This window comes from Streptomyces johnsoniae (assembly GCF_031845565.1).
In the GTDB taxonomy this organism is placed as follows: Bacteria; Actinomycetota; Actinomycetes; order Streptomycetales; family Streptomycetaceae; genus Streptomyces; species Streptomyces johnsoniae.
The window spans coordinates 350,179-369,894 of record NZ_JAVREV010000001.1; the positions used below are offsets into that span (position 1 = coordinate 350,179).

The following is a 19,716-nucleotide window of genomic DNA, read 5'->3' on the forward strand; positions in this document are numbered from 1 at the left end:
GCACGCGGTCGGTGGCACGCGGTCACTCGACGACGTGAATCCACTTCGCCTCGGACGGCGTGCCCGCCTCGTCCGTCACGAACAGCATGTACCAGCCGGGCGGGACGAGGGACGTGTCGTCCGGGATGGTGAACGACGCCTCGCCCTCGCCGCGTTCGATCTCCAGCTCGATGGAGCGCTGCTCCACGTCGGTGGTGTGGGTGACGGCGCTGGGGCGCATCAGGCGGGCCGTCTCGATCCGGCCCGGCCGCTCGGTGCGGAACGTGACGGTGTCACCGGGCGCGGCCCGCCGCGGGCCCTCGCCGAGCGCGGGGCGCGTCTCCTCCTTGCCGTCGAAGAGGTACGGCGGGGTGTAGATCTCGATGCGCTTCTCGAACTCGCCCATGCGCGTGTTGTCTTCGTCGCCGAACAGCGGGTCGGAGCCGAACGTCGCGACCCGGCCGTCGGGCAGGAGCAGCGCCTCGGAGTGGTAGTTGCGGCCCACCTTCGGGTCGGCGGCCTGCCGGAACTCGTTCGTCGCCGGGTCGAAGAACTGGGCCCGCAGGATGTCGCTCTCGCCGCGCCCGCGGTAGTCCTCCGAGCCGCCGGAGGTGAAGACGGTGTCGTCCGGCAGGATCACGCTGTTGAGGTAGCGGGTGCCCTGCGGCAGGGACGGGCCCTCGCGGTAGCGGGGGTCGTCCTCGGTGAGATCGACGATCGCGGTGCGCTCCGTCGACTTCTCCGACTCGCCCACGCCCCCGCCGCCGAGCACCATGAACCGCTGGTCCTGGGCCGGGGGCAGCAGCAGGGAGGCGGAGGTCTCCAGCTGGTCGGGGTCGCCGATGCCGCCGACCTCCGTGAACGTGTTGTCCTCCAGGTCCCACAGGCCGGGTTCGCGGCCCTCGTCCGCCGGGCCGTAGCCGGCGTTGGAGCCGGTGTAGAAGATCTTGCCGCCCTGGGTGAGGAAGAGGGCGGGATAGGTGGGGAAGTAGCGTTCCGGGCCCTCGGACCAGGTCTTCGACTCCGGGTCGTAGATCTCGTTGATGCCCGGCACGACCTCGCCGACCTCGTCGAGCCCCGAGACGGTGAGCACCCGGCCGTCGGGCAGCGCGGTGAGCGTCGGGTACCAGCGGGCCTCCGCCATGGACGGCACGGGCACGTAGCGCTCGGCCTCCGGGTCGAACTCGTAGGCCGCATCGATGCCCTGGAAGTCCTGGTCGTCCAGGGTCAGTTCGCCGGCCAGGCCGTAGAAGTTGTCCGCGTCGCGCCCCTTGAGGCCGACGATCTCGTACTGCGCGGAACCGTTCGCGACGCCCTCCTCGCCCTCCTCGGCGGCGACCACGAACACCCGGATCTCGCCCGCGGTGATCCGCACCTCGCCGTCCACGACCTCCTTCTCGGCCCGCGGCACGGTCACCGTGGCCTCGGTGACGTACTCCTGCCCCGAGGGGGAACGCAGCCGCGTGCCCTTCTCGAACTTCCGCTCGACGTCCGGGTTCTCGTTCTTGAGCAGCATCGGGCCGCCCGCGTGCGTCACGGCGTCGCCGAGCACCTCGTAGCGCGCGGTGCCGCCGGCCACCAGCAGGCGGCCGTCCGGCAGTTGGGCGTGCCCGGCGCAGAACAGGTCCTCGGGGGTGGGCACCTCGGAGAACTCGTTCGTCTCCGGGTCCCACAGGACCGTCTGGAAGGTCCCGGCGTCGAACTCCTCCTCGACGTTGCCCGAGCCCGCGATCAGCAGCACCTTGCCGGTGCGCAGCAGCGCGGCGTGGATGGCGTTCGTGCGGAACTCCTCGGGCACGTCCACGACGTCCCAGGAGCCGTACCGCGCCTGGTACTCGGGCCTGGATATGCGGTACTCGTGCAGGCGGTCCTGCGCGAAGCTCAGCGCGGCGGGCACGTTGAACGCGGCGAGCAGCAGGGTGGCGCCGGTGCCGACGGCGGTCTTCTTCATCCGGTCGCTGGGGCGGTACCTCATGCGTCAACTCCCACGGGTCGTTGCGGAGCGGTGTCGTCGGTGGGTTCGGGGGCGCAGGGCTCGCCCGCGCCCGGCGGCCCGGCCTCGGCGGGCCGCGGGGAGCCGGCGGCGCGGCGCAGGTCCAGGCGCCAGACGGCCACGGGGGCCAGGCAGATGACGAGGGCGAGCAGCGCCCAGGTGCGCATCGCGGCGTGGGTGTGCCCCTCGGCGAAGGAGAAGAGGAACGCGCAGGCGATGACGCCGGCCCAGAAGAAGTGCAGCCGGAACGTGGCCGGCCGGTCGGGGCTCGCCTCGCCGCCCTTGGGGGTGACGACGAAGGAGGAGCGGCGGCGCAGCAGGGCGTCGAGCAGGGAACGGGCGTAGACCGGCGCGGAGAGCGCGGACATGAGCATGCCCGCGGCGCCCGAGGAGCCGGCCGGTTCGTGCGGGGAGACGTTGTGCCGCCGGTTCCACATGTACAGGCCGATCTGGAGGGCGGCGACGTCGCTGTAGAGCATCATCCACACCGAGGAGGCGACCTGCGTACCGGAGGCGCCGAGGGTGAGGTAGAGGGCGCAGCCGAGCGCGCCGAGGACCCAGGTGATCGCGGCCATCGGGTAGAAGGCCAGCATCAGCGAGTAGGCGAACGTGGCGCCGGCCGGGTGGCGGCGCGGGCCGCGGCCGTACTGGCGCAGGATGGTGTCGTAGGTGCCGCGGGACCAGCGCAGTTGCTGGGAGAAGAAGTCGGTCCAGCTGGAGGGGCCCTCGCCGACGGCGAGCACGTCGGGGGTGTAGACCGAGCGCCAGCGGTTGCCGGTGTCGGGGTTGACGGCGCGGTGGAGTTCGAAGCCGGTGGCCATGTCCTCGGTGACGGAGTCGACGAGGCCGCCGATGCCGCGGAGGGCCGAGATGCGGACGGCGTTGTTGGTGCCGACGAACATGGCGGAGCCGTAGCGGTTGCCCGCGCGCTGGATCAGGGCGTGGAAGAGGAACTGCTGGCTTTCGGCGGCCTTGGTGACGGGGGTCAGGTAGTTCCCGTACACCTGCGGCCCGACGACGAACGCGACCTCGGGATCGCGGAAGTAGCCCAGCATCCGTTCCAGGTAGCCGGGCAGGGGCACGTGGTCGGTGTCCACGGAGGCGAAGAAGTCGTACTCGTCGCCGTGGGCGGCCAGCCAGGCGTTGTAGTTGCCGTGTTTGGTGCGGGCCCGGTGGGGGCCGGTCGGCCGGTTCCACTCGGGGACGCCGTGCCGGGTGAAGTGCCGCACGCCCAGCTCCGCGCACAGCTCGCGGGCGGCGGGGTCGTCACCCTCGTCGAGCAGCCAGACGTCCAGCGGCCCCGGGTGCCTGAGCCGGACGGCGCCCTCCAGGGTCGCCCGCACCATGGCCAGCGGCTCCTTGCCGGGCACGAAGGTGGTGAGGAACGCGACGCGGGTGCCGGTCTCGGCGACGACGGGCACGGGGTCGCGGGCGACCAGGGTGGCGTGCGCGATGGAGACGACGTTGACGAGGCGGAACAGCTCGATGAGCCCGATGCAGCCGAGCATGACGGCGTCCGCGGCGAGCAGCCACCAGGGCGCGTGGTCGCGGTCGGTCCAGTGGCTCGGCCAGACCAGCCAGATCAGCAGCACCGCGGACAGCAGCGGCGCGAGCGTCATCAGCAGGGTGGCGCGTATTCGGTGCGGCTCACGGGAGATCAGCGTCCGGTAGCGGACCCGGTAGCCGGGCTCCGGCTCGGCGAGGGGCCCGGCAAGGCAGCTGAACGTCTCGTAGTCGTACGCCGCAAGCCGCACGGCACCCTCCTCAGGACGAAAGCCTCAAAGCCGACATATCAACGACACGTCAGGCCACAGGCCCTGTCGACCCGAGGGGGGCCGAGTGAGGGAAGGTCAGGCGTTGATGACGCCCTCGCGCCGCGCCCGGTCGGCGATCACCGCGTCGTCCTGCGCCCGGCGCAGGCTCCGCTCGGCGAAGAAACCGCCGGCGGGCAGCACGGACATCAGGAAGTACCAGGCGGCGGTCTTCAGCGGCCACTTCGTGCGGTTCCAGGCGTCGGCCCAGAACAGCACGTACACGACGAAGAGGAGGCCGTGCACCGCACCCATGACGGGCACGGCGTTGAAGTCCGTGGTCCGCTTCAGCACGGAGCAGAGCAGCAGTACCAGGAAGGAGACCGCTTCTGGGGCGGACACCAGACGGAGCCGGCGCAGGGCGGAGACGGTCTTGAGGTCCATGGGAATCCGCTTTCCGGGAACGGGAACGGGAACGGGAACGGGGTGAACGTGAATGAATGCACAACCCCCGCCATTGTCGCAAGCCGTGAAACGATCATTCCGGCCGGGTCGCCGCGGTTGGTTACAGTTCACCGCATGGACACCGACACCGGGACCCGCTGGCTCACGGACGCGGAACAGCGTGCGTGGCGCACGCATCTTGAGGTCACCAAGCTCCTCATGCACCAGCTCGAACGGGACCTCCAGCCGTTCGGACTGACCATGAACGATTACGAGATCCTGGTGAACCTCTCGGAGTCCGACGAGCGCCGCATGCGGATGAGCGACCTGGCGGCGGCCACCCTCCAGTCCAAGAGCAGGCTGTCCCACCAGATCACCCGCATGGAGAAGGCCGGCCTCGTGCGCCGGGAGAACTGCGACTCCGACAAGCGCGGCCTGTTCGCCGTGCTCACCGAGCAGGGCTGGACCACCATGCTGGAGGTCGCCCCGCACCACGTGGCGTCCGTGCGCCGCCACCTCCTCGACCTGCTCGGCGCCGAGGACCTGGCCGTCCTGCACCGTCTCCTCGCACCCGTCGCCGAGCACCTGCACGCCCAGCGCGGGCGGTAGCGCCCGGCGCCAGAACGCGGGACGCCGGGCGGCGGGCGCGGGGCCGTCAGGCCATGGCGGGCAGGCGCAGCACGAACAGCGCCCCGCCCTCCGGCGCGTCCCCGACCGTCAGCGAACCGCCGTGCCGCGCGGCCACGTCCCGCGCGATGGCCAGGCCGAGCCCGGCCCCGCCGTCGTCGCGGCTGCGCGCGTCGTCCAGGCGCACGAACCGCTGGAAGATCCGCTCGCGGTCGCCGGCGGGCACCCCCGCCCCGTCGTCCGCGACCTCCACCACGGCGTCCCCGCCCTCGCGCCGCACCGACACCCGCACCAGACCGGCCGCGTGACGCTGCGCATTGTCCACCAGGTTGCCCAGCACCCGGGCCAGCTGGCCGCGCGAGCCTTGGACGTCCACCTCCGCCAGCTCGGCCGGGCGCACCGGGTGCGGGTCGGCGGCGGGCCGCTGCTCCAGCTCCTCGGTGACCAGCCCCGCCAGGCCCACCTCGCCCGGCTGCGGCCGTTCGCCCGCGTCCAGCCTGGCCAGCAGCAGCAGGTCGGCGGCCAGGGCCTGGAGCCGGACGGTGTCCTTCACCGCGCCGGGCACGTCCAGCAGTTCGGGGTGGGCCTCCCCCACCTCCAGCTGGGTGCGCAGGCTGGCGATGGGGCTGCGCAGCTCGTGCGAGGCGTCGGCGACGAAACGCCGCTGCCGTTCGACCGCCGTCTCCAGCGCCGCGAGCGTCTCGTTCGTCGTCACGGCCAGACGGCCGATCTCGTCCTGCGCCGGCGGCTCGGGAACGCGGCGGGACAGGTCCGCGGAACGCGTGATCGCCGCCATCTCCCGGCGGATGCCCTCGACCGGGCCGAGCGCGCGGCGCGTGACCAGCCAGGTGACGACGCCGACGACACCGAGCAGCAGCGGCACCGCCACCAGCATCGAGGTGCGGATGCTGTCGATGGCCGCCTGCTCCACGTCGAGCGGCGAGCCCGCGTAGACGATGGCCTCCTCGCCACGCGGGGTGGTCACCTCGACCTCGGCGAACAGGTACTCGCGGCGCTCGCCGTTCATCACCGCCCAGCCGTTGCCGTGCTCGACGTCGTTGTCGACCTCGCTGGGCTCAAGGCCGTCCTGGTCGTCCTGCCGCTCCTCGGTGTCGTCGTCATCGTCATCGTCGTCATCGTCGTCGTCCCGGTCGCCTTCCTCGCCCTGTGGGGCGGACGGCGTGGGCTCGGGCGACGGCGGGTGCGACACGTCGAGCCGGTCGCTGCCGGTACCGCCGATCTCCTCCAGGCCATCGCTTTTCGCACGGGTCAGGCCGGTGCTCCGGTCCACGACCTGCACCGGCTCAGGACTGTCCAGGTCGAGGTCCCTGAAATCGGTGTCCGTGGCCAGCTGCTCGGCGACCATGCGGCCGGTCAGCTCGGCATCGTCGGCGACCTGCTCGTCCAGATTCTCCCGGAGCAGCGCGAGCATCATCAGCCCCGCCGCCACCAGCGCCACGGCCACGACCGCGGTGGCGCCGAACGCCGCCTTCGACCTGACGCTAGCCACGGGGAGCCACCAGCCGGTACCCGGCGCCGCGCACGGTGACGATCAGCCCGGGGCCGATCTTCTTGCGCAGGGCGCTGATGTAGACCTCGACGATGTTCGGATCGCCGTCGTAGGCGAAGTCCCAGCCGTGCTCCAGGATCTCGGCCTTGGAGACGACCTCCCCCTGGCGGCCCGCCAGATACTCGAGCACCGTGAACTCCTTCGCCGTCAGGGCCACCTCAAGGCCCGCCCGGGACACGCGCCGGGCGGCGCGGTCCACGACGAGATCGCCCACGCGCAGCTCGGGCGAGGCGCCCCGGCCACCGCGCCGCCGCAGCAGCGCGCGGACCCTGGCCACCAGGACCACGTAGGAGAACGGCTTGGTCAGGTAGTCGTCGGCGCCCGTGTCCAGACCCTCCGCCTCGTCGTACTCGCCGTCCTTGGCCGTGAGCATCAGGATCGGCGTCTCGTCACCCATGGCCCGCAGGGCGGCGCAGATGCGGTAGCCGTTCATGCCGGGCAGCATGATGTCGAGAATGAGCAGGTCGTAGGACCCCTCGGTGGCCCGGTGCAGGCCGTCGGTGCCCGTGTGGGCCACATCCACGGCGAAGCCCTCGGCCGTCAGCCCCTGGGCGAGCGACCTGGCCAGTCGCTTCTCGTCCTCCACAATCAGCACGCGCATGGAGCAAGCTTGGCAAACCGTTCCTGAAGAAGTCTTCAGGTGCCTTCAGCTCCCCTTCAGCAAGGATCAGGCATCGTCGTTCCCGTTGGCAGGAACCAGGACCACGGGGAGGAAACCCTCATGAAGCGCAACATTCTCATCGCCATCGTCGCCGCCGGTGCAGTCGTCGGCGGGGGCACCCTGGCCGGCGCCGCGATGGGCGGGAGCGGGGACGACAGCGAGCAGACGTCCAACACGCTGGACGAGATCTCGGTCGCGGACGCCGGCAGCGACACCGCCGCGGGCGGCGCGGGCAGCGACGATGACGGCAGCGCGGGCGGCGGCTCGGCCGCCGAGCGGGCGGTCGGCACCGCCGTCGCCGAGCGGCCCGGCGTGGTGACCGAGATCGAGCTGGACGACGACGATGACGACGACGACCGGCACCGCGGCTGGGAGGTCGAGATCTTCGGCGAGGACGACCAGTGGTACAAGGTCTTGGTCAGCGAGGACGGCGCCGAGGTCCTCGGCAGCCGCGCCACGGACGGCGACGATGACGACGATGACGACGACGACCAGGCGGCGGTGACGAGCCTGCGTTCGGGCAACGCCGAGGTCGACGCGCTGGCCGCGATCCGCCTGGCCGAGGAGCAGACCTCGGGTGCCCTGCGCGAGGCGAACGTCGACGACGGCCACTGGGAGCTGGAGCTGCGCGGCGACGACGGCGCGGAGCACGAGCTGAGCATCAACCTCGCGACGGGCGACATCACCGACCGCGAGCGGGATGATGACGACGACCGCGACGACCGCGACGACCGGGACGACGACCGGGACGACCGGGACGACGACCGCGGTGACGACGACGCGGACGACCGGGATGACCGCGACGACCGCGACGACCGCGACGACGACAACGACGACCGGGATGACGACAACGACGACGACCGCGACGACCGCGACGACGACCGCGGTGACGACGACGCGGACGACCGCTGAGGCCGCCCGCCGCCCCGTGCGGCGGGACGGCGAACGCCCCCTGGAGGCCCCGGCCCTTCAGGGGGCGTTCGCCCGTGCGGGGGCGTCCCTCACGCCTCGCCGGTGAGGCCCGCCACCAGCTCGTCCGCCGCCGCGTAGGGGTCGAGGGCGCCCGCGGTGATCCGTTCCGCGAGGGCGGTCAGGCGCCGGTCGCCGCGCAGATCGGCCATCCGCTCCCGCAGGGCGGCGACCGCGATCGCCTCCACCTCGCGCGCCGCCCGGCGCACGCGGCGCTCGGCGAGGGCGCCGCCCCCGGCCAGCCAGGCACGGTGTTTCTCCAGCGCCTCGACGACCTCGTCCAGGCCCTCGCCGCGCGCCGCGACCGTGCGGACCACCGGCGGGCGCCAGTCGCCGGGGGCGCGGGCCTCGCCGAGACCGAGCATGTGATTCAGCTCGCGAACGGTTGCCGCGGCGCCGTCCCGGTCCGCCTTGTTGACGACGAAGACGTCGCCGACCTCCAGGATGCCCGCCTTCGCGGCCTGCACCCCGTCGCCCATCCCGGGCGCGACCAGCACCGCCGTCGTGTCGGCCTGGGCGGCGATCTCCACCTCCGACTGGCCCACGCCGACCGTCTCCACCAGCACCACGTCGCAGCCCGCGGCGTCCAGCACGCGCACCGCCTGCGGTGCGGCCCTCGCCAGGCCGCCCAGGTGGCCGCGGGTCGCCATCGAACGGATGTAGACGCCGGGATCGCAGGCATGCTCGCCCATCCGGATGCGGTCGCCGAGCAGCGCGCCCCCGGAGAACGGCGAGGACGGGTCGACCGCGAGCACCCCGACCCGCTTCCCCGCCCGCCGGAAGGCGGAGACCAGGGCCGAGGTGGACGTCGACTTGCCGACACCTGGCGAGCCGGTGATGCCCACGACGTAGGCGTGGCCGGTGTGCGGCGCCAGCGCGGCCATGACCTCCCGCAGCTGCGGCGAGCCGCCCTCCACCAGGGAGATCAGCCGGGCCACCGCCCGCGGCCCGCCCGCCCTGGCCCGCGCCACCAGCTCACCCACGTCGGCGGTCGTCGCCCTCGCCACCCGTGCTCCCTTCCCGTGTTCCTCGTCGCCGGGCCCGTCCGCTCCGCTCAGGCCCCGCTCGGGGCGCGCTCGGGCCACGCCCGCGGCCAGTCACCGAGCGGAGCCGGTCAGGCCGCCGGCACCCGCAGAATCAGCGCGTCGCCCTGGCCGCCGCCGCCGCACAGCGCCGCCGCGCCCGTCCCGCCGCCGCGGCGCCGCAGCTCCAGGGCCAGATGCAGCGCGAGCCGGGTGCCCGACATACCGATCGGGTGACCGAGCGCGATGGCCCCGCCGTTCACATTCACTCGTTCGTGGCTTACCCCGAGGTCCTTCATTGACTGCACGGCCACCGCGGCGAACGCCTCGTTGATCTCGATGAGGTCCAGGTCCGCGACCGTCAGACCGGCCTTGCCGAGGGCCTGCCCGATCGCGTTGGCCGGCTGGGACTGGAGGGAGTTGTCCGGGCCGGCCACGTTCCCGTGGGGGCCGATTTCGGCCAGCCAGGAGAGTCCGAGCTGCTCCGCCCTGGCCCGCGACATGACCACCACGGCCGCCGCGCCGTCGGAGATCTGCGAGGACGAACCGGCGGTGATGGTCCCGTCCTTGTCGAACGCGGGGCGCAGCGCGGCGAGGGACTCCACGGTGGTCTCCGGCCGGATGCCCTCGTCCAGGGCGAACGGCAGCGGGTCGCCCTTGCGCTGCGGGATCGCCACCGGGGCGATCTCGGCGTCGAAGATCCCGTTCTTCTGGGCGGCGGCGGCCCGCTGGTGGGAGAGGGCGGCGACGGCGTCCTGCTCCTCGCGCGTGATGGCCAGGCGGGTGTTGTGCCGCTCGGTGGAGGCACCCATCGCGATGCCCTCGAACGGGTCGGTCAGCCCGTCGTGCGCCATGGCGTCCAGCATCTCGATCGCGCCGTACTTGAACCCGGCGCGCGACTTCGGCAGCAGGTGGGGCGCGTTCGTCATGGACTCCTGGCCGCCGGCCACCACCACGTCGAACTCGCCGGCCCTGATCAGCTGATCGGCCAGCGCGATGGCGTCGAGGCCGGAGAGACAGACCTTGTTCACGGTCAGCGCGGGCACGGTCATCGGGATGCCCGCCCGCACCGCGGCCTGCCGTGCGGGGATCTGCCCGGTGCCCGCCTGGATCACCTGGCCCATGATCACGTACTGCACCTGCTCACCGGTGACCCCGGCCCGCTCCAGAGCGGCCCGGATGGCGAAGCCGCCCAGATCGGCGCCGGAAAAGGGCTTGAGCGCGCCGAGCAGGCGGCCCATCGGCGTTCTCGCACCGGCGACGATCACGGACGTGGCGCCGCTGCCGCTGCTGGATGTCATGGTGCGCTCCTCGGAAATATGGGGAGTGAACGATGGTTCACACACAATGTACAGAGCGTGACGCACCGGGTCACCGGCGCGTGTCTGTGACGGTGCGCACGTTGCGTGCGTCACGTCAAAGGCGGTGGGATGGGGGAATGTTGACGCGCATCGATCACATCGGGATCGCCTGTACCGACCTTGACGCCACCGTCGAGTTCTACCGCGCCGCCTACGGCTTCGAGGTCTTCCACACCGAGATCAACGAGGAGCAGGGCGTGCGTGAGGCCATGCTCAGGATCAACGGCACCGACGACGGGGGCTCGTCCTACCTCCAGCTGATCGAGCCGACCAGGGAGGATTCGGCCGTCGGGAAATGGCTGAAGAAGAACGGTGAGGGCGTGCACCACATCGCGTTCGGCACCGCCGACGTGGACGCCGACTCCGAAGCGATCCGCGGCAAGGGCATCCGGGTGCTCTACGACGAGCCGCGCCGCGGTTCCATGGACTCGCGGATCACGTTCCTCCACCCGAAGGACTGTCACGGCGTGCTCACCGAACTCGTCACCTCCGCCGCCCCGCACGCCCAGGGGGAGCCCGAGGGCCACTGACGCACGCTGCCCCGGCCGGTAGAGTGGCCGAGCCGGGGCTGTGGGCGCATTCACTCGTCCCGTCGTTCGGCCGATGACCGGATCTTGCAGTGCCACGACCAGGGGACGGATGGGACCGCGCAGTGCGGGGCTACGACGCCTACCAGGCTTCAGACCACCTCTCGCAATTCGAAGCCGAGATGGAGCGGCTGAAGAAGGAGCGGGAGAAGGCGGTCGACCATGCCGACGATCTCGGCTACCAGGTCGAGGTGTTGCGCGCGAAGCTGCACGAGGTGCGCCGGGCGCTCTCCCTGCGCCCCGTCTACGGTGACGCCACCGCCCACGCCGAACAGATCCTGCGGTCCGCCCAGCACCAGTCGGACCAGATGCGCGTCGAGGCCGAACGCGAGCTGAGGGAGGCCCGCACCAGGTCCCAGCGGGTCCTTCAGGAACAGTCCGAGCAGCGCGCCCGCATGGAGGCGGAGCTGCACGCCGAGGCCGTCGGCCGCCGGCGGCGCCTCGACGAGGAGCTGGCCCAGCGCCGCTCCACCGTCGAGTCCCACGTCAACGAGAATGTCGCCTGGGCCGAGCAGGTCCGCGCCCGCAGCGAGTCGCAGGCCCGTCGGCTGATCGAGGAGACCAGGGCCGAGGCCGAGCGGACCGTCGGCCAGGCCAGGGCCGAGGCGCTGCGCCTGACCGAGGAGGCGCGGCAGCGGAGCGCCGCGGAGGCCGAGGCCGCCAGGGCCGAGGCGGACGAGCTGCTGCGCCGCGCCAGGGCGGACGCCGAGCGGCTGCTCGGCGCCGCGTCCGCGCAGGCGCAGGAGGCCACCGAGCACGCGGAGCGGCTGCGCAGTTCCACGGCGCAGGACGCGGAGACCGGGCGCAAGGAGGCCGCCGCGCTGGTCCGCAAGGCCGAGGAGCGCGCCGAGGAGGCGCAGGCCGGGCTGCGCACGGCGCGCGAGGAGGCCGAGCGGCTGGTCACCGAGGCCACCGCGGAGGCCGAGAAGCGGCGCGGCGCCGCCGAGTCGGAGTACGAGCAGCGCACCGCGACCGCCAAGGCCGAGGTCGCCCGCATGGTCGGCGAGGCCACCCGCGACGCGGACAGCCGCAGGGCCGAGGCGCGGCACGCGCTCGAAGAGGCCCGTGCCGAGGCGGAACGGGTGGTCGCGGAGGCCGCCGAGGAGGCCCGTTCCAAATCGGCCGAGGAGTACGCGGCCCAGCTGGCCGAGGCGGCGCGGACCGCGGAGGAAGTGCTGAGCAAGGCCGCCGAGGAGGCGCAGGCCACGAAGAAGGCCGCCACCGAGGAGGCCGAGCGGCTGCGCGCCGAGGCGGAGGCCGAGGCGGACCGGCTGCGCGCCGAGGCGCACGACGTGGCGGAGCAGCTCAAGGGCACCGCGCAGGACGACACCGCGGAGTACCGCGCCAAGACCGTCGAGCTACAGGAGGAGGCGCGGCGGCTGCGCAGCGAGGCGGAGCAGCTGCGCGCCGAGGCCGCGGAGGAGGGCGAGCGGGTTCGCGCGGACGCGCGGCGGGAGTCCGTTGCCCAGATCGAGCAGGCCGCGGCCAGCGCGGAGGAGCTGCTCGCGCAGGCGCGGAGCGACGCGGAGGAGCTGCGTTCCGCGGCGACGGCCGAGAGCGAACGGGTCCGCACCGAGGCGATCGAGCGCGCCACCACCCTGCGGAACCAGGCGGAGCAGGCGCTGCGCAAGGCCCGCACCGACGCGGAGGCGCAGCGCGAGGAGGCGGCCGGCCAGGCGGAGCGGGTCACGCAGGAGGCCGAGGACGCCGGGCGGCGGCTGCGCACGGAGGCCAGGGAGGCGGCGCGGGCCGAGCGCGAGGCCGCGGCGGCCGATCTGGAACGGCTGCGCACGGAGGCCGAGCAGCGGGTCACGGCGGCCGAGGAGGCGCTGGCCGAGGCGCGCGAGGAGGCGGGCCGCCTGCGCACGGAGGCCGCCGCGGAGACGGACCGGCTGCGCACGGAGTCCGCGGAGCGGATCAGGGCGCTCACCGAGCAGGCCGAGCAGGCCGCGGTACAGCTGCGGGACGAGGCCGTCACGGACGCGGCCAGGGCCAGGGCCGAGGGCGAGGAGGTCGCGGTCCGGCTGCGGGGCGAGGCCATCGCGGAAGGCGACCGGCTGCGCGACGAGGCACGGCAGGCCGCGGACCGGGTGCGCGCCGACGCGGAAGCGGCGGCCGAGCGCACCGCGGCCGAGGCCGCGCAGGCGCTGTCGGCGGCGCGCGAGGAGGCGGCGCGGCTGCACGCCGAGGCCGATACCACGCTCACGGAGGCGCGGGACGCGGCGCACCGGGAGCGGGCCCAGGCGCGGGAGCGGAGCGAGGAGTTGCTCGCCTCGGCGCAGGCGCGCGTCGACGACGCGGAGCGGCGGGCGGAGACGCTGGTCGCGGCGGCCGAGCACAAGGCGCAGCAGGTGCGGGACTCGGTGGCCGGGCTGCGCGAGACGGCCGAGGCGGAGATCGCGACGCACCGCGCGGAGGCGGAGCGGGAGGCGGCCCGGGTGCTGCGGGAGTCCGCCGAGGAGAAGGAGGCGGCCTCCGCGCTGGCCGAACGGACGGTCCAGGAGGCCATCGCCGAGGCCGATCGGCTGCGGTCGGGCGCGGAGGAGGCGGCCGAGCGCACGCGGTCGGAGGCCGACACCATCCTGGACCGGGCGCGCCGGGAGGCGTCGCGCAAGCGCAGCGACGCGGCGGCGCAGGCGGACGAGTTGCTGGCGAAGGCTCAGGAGGAGGCGCTGCGCATGGCGTCGGCCTCGGAGGAGCAGTCGGACCGGATGGTCGCCGCGGCCCGCAAGGAGTCGGGCCGGCTGATCGCGGAGGCACAGGAGACCGGCAGCGAGCTGGTGGAGACCTCCCGCAGGGACGCCAACCAGCTGCTTGAGGAGGCCCGCCGGGACGCCACGGCCGTCAGGGAACGGTCCGAGGAGCTGCGGACGCGCGTCGAGTCCGAGGTCGAGGAGCTGCACGACCGGGCCAGGCGGGAGTCCGCCGAGCTGGCGCGCGCGGCCGGCGAGCGGGTCGACAAGCTGATGAAGGCGGCGGAGGAGCAGCGGGCCGAGGCCAGGTCGGCGGCGGAGAAGCTGTCCGCCGAGGCCAACGCGGAAGCGAGCAAGGTGCGGATCGCCGCGGTGAAGAAGGCGGAGGCTCTGCTGAAGGACGCCGAGCAGCAGCGTACGAAGGTGCTGCGCGAGACGCAGTCGATGCGTTCCGAGGCCGAGCGGGAGGCCAAGCGTCTGGTGGACGAGGGCAAGCGGGAGTTGGAGAAGCTCTCCCGCCGCCGTGCGGACATCAATGCCGAAATCTCCCGTGTTCAGGACGTGTTGGAGGCCCTGGAGTCCTTCGAGGCGCCCAAGCCCGGTGGTAAGGGCGGCGGCAAGGGTGCGGTCTCCGCGGGCGCCGGCGGATCACGTTCCGGCGGCAAACGGCCCGGCGGCTAACGGAGTCGGGCCAATCACCTGAACACTCGATTGAGCGGAAGGGGCGAACATTCTCCACGGAGAAGGCGCATCCGCTCGAAGACACGCCGGTTCGCCCCCTAGGATGATGGCCCCGAGGGCATGGACCCGTCTGCACAAAGGCTTTAGGAGCTCGACCTCGAAGCGCTGAACGCCCAGGCCCGACATTCCATCAACTCACTCACCCGTCTGATTCGACAGGAACCCCATGAGCGACACTTCCTCCCCCTTCGGCTTCGAGCTCGTGCGGCGCGGCTACGACCGCGGGCAGGTGGACGACCGCATCTCGAAGCTCGTCGCCGACCGTGACAGCGCACTTGCTCGTATCACCTCTCTGGAGAAGCGGATCGAGGAGCTGCACCTCGAAACGCAGAACGCCCAGGCGGCCGTTACCGATTCCGAGCCGTCATACGCGGGTCTTGGCGCCCGGGTCGAAAAGATCCTCCGCCTCGCCGAGGAAGAGGCGAAGGATCTGCGCGAGGAGGCCCGGCGGGCCGCCGAACAGCACCGCGAGCTGGCCGAGGGGGCGGCCCAGCAGGTGCGCAACGACGCCGAGGCGTACGCGGCGGAGCGCAAGGCCAAGGCCGAGGAAGAGGGCTCCCGCATCGTCGAGAAGGCGCAGGGCGAGGCCGCGGCCACCCGTGCCGAGGCCGACAAGGACGCCCTGGCCAAGCGCGAGGAGGCGGACGCCCTCTTCGAGGACACCCGCGCCAAGGCCGCCCAGGCCGCCGCGGACTTCGAGACCAACCTGGCCAAGCGGCGCGAACAGTCCGAGCGCGACCTGGCCTCGCGTCAGGCCAAGGCCGAGAAGCGGCTTGCGGAGATCGAGCACCGCGCCGAGCAGCTGCGTCTTGAGGCCGAGAAGCTGCGCACCGACGCCGAGCGCCGGGCCCGCCAGACGGTGGAGACCGCGCAGCGGCAGTCCGAGGACATCGTGGCGGACGCCAACGCGAAGGCCGACCGCATCCGCAGCGAGTCCGAGCGCGAGCTGGCGGCGCTGACCAACCGCCGCGACAGCATCAACGCGCAGCTGACGAACGTGCGCGAGATGCTGGCCACGCTGACCGGCGCCCAGGTCGCGGCGGCGACGCTCGGCGACGACGACGGGGACGAGGGCGTCACCAAGGGCGTGCCCGCTCAGCAGTCCCGCTGAGCAGGACCACCGAGCGCTCCCCGGCCTGCCGGGCCGGGGCGCTCACCCCGATGGCGCAGGGGCCGCCGCCTGGACGGGCGGCGGCCCCCGCGGCGTTCTAGCGTCGGTTCCATGATCGAGCTGTCTGAGCTGACCAAGCGGTACGGCGGGAAGACGGCCGTGGAGGGGCTGACCTTCGCGGTGCGCCCCGGTGTGGTCACCGGCTTCCTGGGCCCGAACGGCGCGGGCAAGTCGACCACCATGCGCATGATCCTGGGTCTCGACCGGCCCACGAGCGGCGACGTGCGTATCGACGGGAAACGGTACGACCAGCTGCCGGAGCCGCTGACGTACATCGGGGCCCTGCTGGAGGCCAGGTCGGTGCACCCGGGCCGGACGGCGTACCACCATCTGCTGTGCCTTGCGCAGAGCAACGGCGTTCCCGAGCGGCGCATCGGCGAAGTGCTCGATCTGGTGGGCCTTTCCGGCGTGGCGAGGAAGCGGCCGAAGGGTTTCTCGCTGGGGATGGGGCAGCGGCTCGGCATCGCGAGCGCGCTGCTCGGCGATCCCAAGATCCTGATGTTCGACGAGCCGGTGAACGGCCTCGACCCCGAGGGCATTCACTGGATACGCAATCTGATGAAGCAATTGGCGTCGGACGGCCGCACGGTGTTTGTCTCCAGCCATCTCATGAGCGAAATGGCGCTGACCGCCGACCACTTGGTGGTGATCGGCCAGGGCAGGCTGCTGGCCGACACCTCGATGGCGCGGTTCATCGAGGAGAATTCCCGTCCCTACGTCCAGGTGCGGTCGCCCGATCCGGAGCGGCTGCGCGTTTCGCTGGCCGGCGCCGGGCTGCGGCCCGTGCCGCAGCCGGACGGCGGGTTCGAGGTGGAGGGCGTGCCGGCCGCGCGGGTCGGCGAGATCGCCGCGGCGAACGGCCTGGTGCTGCACGAGCTGTCCCGGCGGCAGGCGTCGCTCGAGGAGGCGTTCATGCGGCTGACGCACGGGTCCGTCGAGTACCAGGCGCGGGAGGGCTGAGCGATGGCGCACACCGGCTGGGTGCTGACCTCGGAGTGGACCAAGATCCGTTCGGTGCGTTCCACACTGTGGACGCTGGCCGCCGCCCTGGTGGTGACGGTGGCGCTCGGCATGCTGATCAGCTTCCTGGTCCGGCAGAGCTACGACGATCTGTCACGCGAGGAACGCCTGACGTTCGACCCGACGTTCATCAGCTTCGCGGGCACCTCGCTCGGGCAGCTCGCCATGATCGCGTTCGGGATTCTGGTGGTGTCCAACGAGTACAGCACCGGCATGATCCGCGCCTCGCTGACGGCCGTGCCGCAGCGCGGCGTGCTGATGGGCGCCAAGCTGGTGATCGCGACCGCGCTGGCGCTGCTGGTGGGGATGCTGACGAGCTTCCTCACGTTCTTCCTCGGCCAGGCGATGCTGGGCGAGCACCGTACGGACCTCGGCGAGCCCGGGGTGCTGCGCGCGGTGTTCGGCGGCGGGCTCTACATGGGGCTGATCGCCCTGTTCGCCATGGGGGTCACGTGGATGCTGCGCAGTCCGATGCTGTCGTTCGGCGTGCTCATCCCGTTCTTCTTCATGATTTCCAGCATTCTGGCCAACGTCGAGGCGACGGAGAAGATCGGCGATTACCTGCCGGATCAGGCGGGATCGCGGATCATGGCGGTGATCGACGACGGTGAGCGTCCCTACGGCCCGTGGACCGGCCTGCTGATCATGCTGGCCTGGGTGGCCGCCTCGCTGCTGGCCGGATACGTCGTCCTCAAGCGGCGGGACGCCTGAGCCGTCCCGGACGGCGGCGTGGCCGCCCCCGCCGCCGATAATGACGAACAGCCGATAGTGTCTTACCTCCATTGGGGGATGAGTTTCGGCTGTGACGGGTGAAAGAGATGATCGAGGCAGTCGGCCTGACAAAGAGCTACGGCTCGAAGACGGCCGTGTACAACCTGAGCTTTTCGGTCCAACCGGGCAAAGTGACCGGGTTCCTCGGGCCGAACGGCGCGGGGAAGTCGACCACCATGCGCATGATCCTGGGCCTTGACCAGCCCACGGCGGGCGCGGTGACCATCGGCGGCTACACGTACCGGCAGCTGCCGAACGCGCCGCGGCAGGTGGGCGCGCTGCTGGACGCGAACGCGAAGCACGGCGGGCGCAGCGCGCGGGCGCACCTGCTGAGCCTGGCGCAGCTGTCCGGCATCCCGGCCAGGCGGGTCGACGAGGTGCTGGGGGTGGTGGGCCTCCAGGACGTGGCGAAGCGGCGCTCGAAGGGCTTCTCGCTGGGCATGGGCCAGCGGCTCGGCATCGCCGCCGCGCTGCTGGGCGACCCGCACGTGCTGCTGTTCGACGAGCCGGTGAACGGTCTCGACCCGGAGGGCATCCTCTGGGTCCGCAACCTGATGCGGCGGCTCGCCGCCGAGGGCCGCACGATTTTCGTCTCCAGCCATCTCATGAGCGAAATGGCGCAGACCGCGGACCACTTGATCGTCATTGGCCGCGGCCAGCTGATGGCCGACCTGCCGGTGGCGGACTTCATCCGGCAGAACTCGACCGGTTTCGCCCGGGTCAGGACCGCCGAGGACGCGGCGGAGCCGCGCGAGAAGCTGGTGCACGCGCTGGCCGAGGCCGGCGGCCAGGTGATCCAGGAGCAGGACGGCGCGCTGAAGGTCGTGGGCCTCGGACTGCCGCGCATCAGCGACCTGGCCCACGAGGCCGGGGCGCGGCTGTGGGAGCTGTCGCCGCACACCGCCTCCCTGGAGGAGGCGTACATGCGCATGACGCAGGGCGCCGTGGACTTCCGGTCGACGGCGGACCAGCGCAGCGGCCTCATCCAGCAGGCCCCGGCCGCGGCATGGCAACCGCAGCAGGCGGCGGCCCCCGTTCCGCAGCAGGCGCCCGCGGGCGCCACGATGGCACTCGGCGTCCCGGCACAGCAGCCACCGCCCGGCGCCACGATGGCACTCGGCGTCCCGGCACAGCCGCCACCGCCCGGCGCCACGATGGCACTCGGCGTCCCGGCACAGCCGCCACCGCCCGGCGCCACGATGGCGCTCGGCGTCCCGGCACAGCCGCCGGCCGCACCCCCGCAGCAGCAGCCGGGCGGCACCATGACCCTCGGCACCCCCGTCCAACCCCCCACCGAACCCCCGCAGCAACAACCCCCCGGCACCATGACCCTCGGCACCCCCGTCCAACCGCCGGCCGCACAGCCCGCTGCGCAGCAGCCGCCGCAGCCGCAGCCGTCCGACCCGTCCAGCTCCGAGGATGCCCGATGACCGCCCCGGCCCAGATGCCGCCCCCGCCGCCCGCCCCCGGCTACGCCTCGCCGATTCCGGTGGTGCGCACACACCTCGGGCACGCGCTCGCCTCGGAGTGGACCAAGATCAAGTCGGTCCGCTCCACCGTGTGGACCCTCGTCCTGATGTTCGTCATCACCGTCGGCATCGGGCTGCTCTTCGCCGTCGCCCTCGCCAGTGACGACTACGTCGGCTGGCCGCTGCTCGCGGGCGGCTTCTTCGGCGTGATGCTCGGCCAGTTGTGCATCATGACCCTCGGCGTGCTCGTCATCTCCTCCGAGTACGGCACCGGCATGATGCGCACGACCCTCACCGCCTGCCCGCACCGCGGGCGCGTGCTGATGGCCAAGACGGTGGTCTTCTTCTCTCTCGCGTTCGTCATGACGCTCGTGGCGACCACGCTGACCAGCCTGATCCACTCTTCCCTCCTCGGCGACCAGGACATCCCGCACTACGCGGCGCAGGACCCGTACATGGAGGGCTCGATCGAGAACGGCGAGCTGGTCGCCACCGCGGGCCACTGGATGGGGGCGACCGTCGGCGCGTCCCTGTACGTCTCGCTGCTCGGCGTGCTCGGCCTGGCTCTCGGCGCACTGCTGCGGCACTCCGCCGGGGCGATCACCACGCTGATCGGTCTTGTCATGCTGCCACTGATCGCCGCGATGTTCATGGTCGGCGAAAGCATGGAGACGGTCCGCGAGAAGCTGATCGAGTACTCGCTGCTGAACGGGCTCGCGTCGCTCTACCGGCTGCCGATGGAGGGCGATGACACGGCCACCGGCTGGCCGCTGCTCGGCATGCTCGCCGGCATCACGGTGGCGGCCCTCATCGGCGCCTACGCGCGCCTGACGTCGACGGACGCCTGACACACGGCAGCCGGTGCACCGTTCGGCGTCTGCGGCCGC

The 19,716-nt window shown here is 72.4% G+C and carries 16 protein-coding genes; 9 read left to right on the forward strand and 7 right to left on the reverse strand.

The annotated features are described in order from the left end of the window. Positions 1-22: 22 nt before the first annotated feature. The 3 genes from RM779_RS01560 to RM779_RS01570 form a co-directional block, all read right to left on the reverse strand. Positions 23-1,954, reverse strand: coding sequence for a radical copper oxidase GlxA (locus tag RM779_RS01560; RefSeq protein ID WP_311614951.1), 1,932 nt, complete (start codon positions 1,952-1,954; stop codon positions 23-25). Beyond that, positions 1,951-3,726, reverse strand: a complete 1,776-nt coding sequence (locus RM779_RS01565) for a glycosyltransferase family 2 protein (protein WP_311614952.1) — start codon at positions 3,724-3,726, stop codon at positions 1,951-1,953. The genes RM779_RS01560 and RM779_RS01565 overlap by 4 nt, the downstream gene beginning before the upstream one ends. Before the next feature lie 96 nt (positions 3,727-3,822). Further along, positions 3,823-4,167: a DUF3817 domain-containing protein gene (locus RM779_RS01570; RefSeq protein ID WP_077058772.1), complete on the reverse strand. Its 345-nt coding sequence runs from the start codon at positions 4,165-4,167 to the stop codon at positions 3,823-3,825. A 135-nt stretch (positions 4,168-4,302) separates the two neighbouring features. Between RM779_RS01570 and RM779_RS01575 the strand changes: the two genes are divergently transcribed. Beyond that, positions 4,303-4,776, forward strand: coding sequence for a MarR family winged helix-turn-helix transcriptional regulator (locus RM779_RS01575; protein ID WP_311614953.1), 474 nt, complete (start codon positions 4,303-4,305; stop codon positions 4,774-4,776). Positions 4,777-4,822: 46 nt separating this feature from the next. Here the strand turns inward: RM779_RS01575 and RM779_RS01580 are convergent, their stop codons facing one another. Both RM779_RS01580 and RM779_RS01585 read right to left on the reverse strand, forming a co-directional pair. Beyond that, positions 4,823-6,304, reverse strand: a complete 1,482-nt coding sequence (locus RM779_RS01580; RefSeq protein ID WP_311614955.1) for a sensor histidine kinase — start codon at positions 6,302-6,304, stop codon at positions 4,823-4,825. Beyond that, complete coding sequence (locus tag RM779_RS01585) at positions 6,297-6,965, reverse strand: response regulator transcription factor (protein ID WP_311614957.1); 669 nt, start codon at positions 6,963-6,965, stop codon at positions 6,297-6,299. Before RM779_RS01585 ends, RM779_RS01580 begins: the two co-directional genes overlap by 8 nt. Positions 6,966-7,085: 120 nt before the next feature. Here RM779_RS01585 and RM779_RS01590 point away from each other — a divergent pair, with 120 nt between their 5' ends. Continuing rightward, positions 7,086-7,937 (forward strand): peptidase M4, encoded by an 852-nt coding sequence (locus RM779_RS01590; RefSeq protein WP_311614958.1) that lies wholly within the window; start codon positions 7,086-7,088, stop codon positions 7,935-7,937. A gap of 89 nt (positions 7,938-8,026) precedes the next feature. Here the strand turns inward: RM779_RS01590 and meaB are convergent, their stop codons facing one another. Both meaB and RM779_RS01600 read right to left on the reverse strand, forming a co-directional pair. Further along, complete coding sequence (gene meaB, locus RM779_RS01595) at positions 8,027-9,001, reverse strand: methylmalonyl Co-A mutase-associated GTPase MeaB (RefSeq protein ID WP_311614960.1); 975 nt, start codon at positions 8,999-9,001, stop codon at positions 8,027-8,029. Between the two features lie 107 nt (positions 9,002-9,108). Further along, positions 9,109-10,317: an acetyl-CoA C-acetyltransferase gene (locus RM779_RS01600; protein ID WP_311614962.1), complete on the reverse strand. Its 1,209-nt coding sequence runs from the start codon at positions 10,315-10,317 to the stop codon at positions 9,109-9,111. A gap of 137 nt (positions 10,318-10,454) precedes the next feature. Here RM779_RS01600 and mce point away from each other — a divergent pair, with 137 nt between their 5' ends. From mce to RM779_RS01635, 7 genes are all read left to right on the forward strand, one after another. Continuing rightward, positions 10,455-10,907, forward strand: coding sequence for a methylmalonyl-CoA epimerase (gene mce, locus RM779_RS01605; protein WP_311614965.1), 453 nt, complete (start codon positions 10,455-10,457; stop codon positions 10,905-10,907). A gap of 122 nt (positions 10,908-11,029) precedes the next feature. Next, positions 11,030-14,338: a hypothetical protein gene (locus tag RM779_RS01610; RefSeq protein WP_311614967.1), complete on the forward strand. Its 3,309-nt coding sequence runs from the start codon at positions 11,030-11,032 to the stop codon at positions 14,336-14,338. Positions 14,339-14,564: 226 nt separating this feature from the next. Then, positions 14,565-15,509, forward strand: coding sequence for a coiled-coil domain-containing protein (locus RM779_RS01615; RefSeq protein ID WP_077058781.1), 945 nt, complete (start codon positions 14,565-14,567; stop codon positions 15,507-15,509). 111 nt (positions 15,510-15,620) lie between these two features. Further along, the gene (locus RM779_RS01620; RefSeq protein WP_311614970.1) at positions 15,621-16,529 is read left to right on the forward strand and encodes an ABC transporter ATP-binding protein; all 909 of its coding nucleotides are present in this window, start codon (positions 15,621-15,623) and stop codon (positions 16,527-16,529) included. A gap of 3 nt (positions 16,530-16,532) precedes the next feature. Further along, positions 16,533-17,300 (forward strand): ABC transporter permease, encoded by a 768-nt coding sequence (locus RM779_RS01625; RefSeq protein WP_311614972.1) that lies wholly within the window; start codon positions 16,533-16,535, stop codon positions 17,298-17,300. Between the two features lie 107 nt (positions 17,301-17,407). Next, complete coding sequence (locus RM779_RS01630) at positions 17,408-18,790, forward strand: ABC transporter ATP-binding protein (RefSeq protein ID WP_311614974.1); 1,383 nt, start codon at positions 17,408-17,410, stop codon at positions 18,788-18,790. Beyond that, positions 18,787-19,677 (forward strand): ABC transporter permease, encoded by an 891-nt coding sequence (locus RM779_RS01635; protein WP_311614976.1) that lies wholly within the window; start codon positions 18,787-18,789, stop codon positions 19,675-19,677. Before RM779_RS01630 ends, RM779_RS01635 begins: the two co-directional genes overlap by 4 nt. Positions 19,678-19,716: the final 39 nt, after the last annotated feature.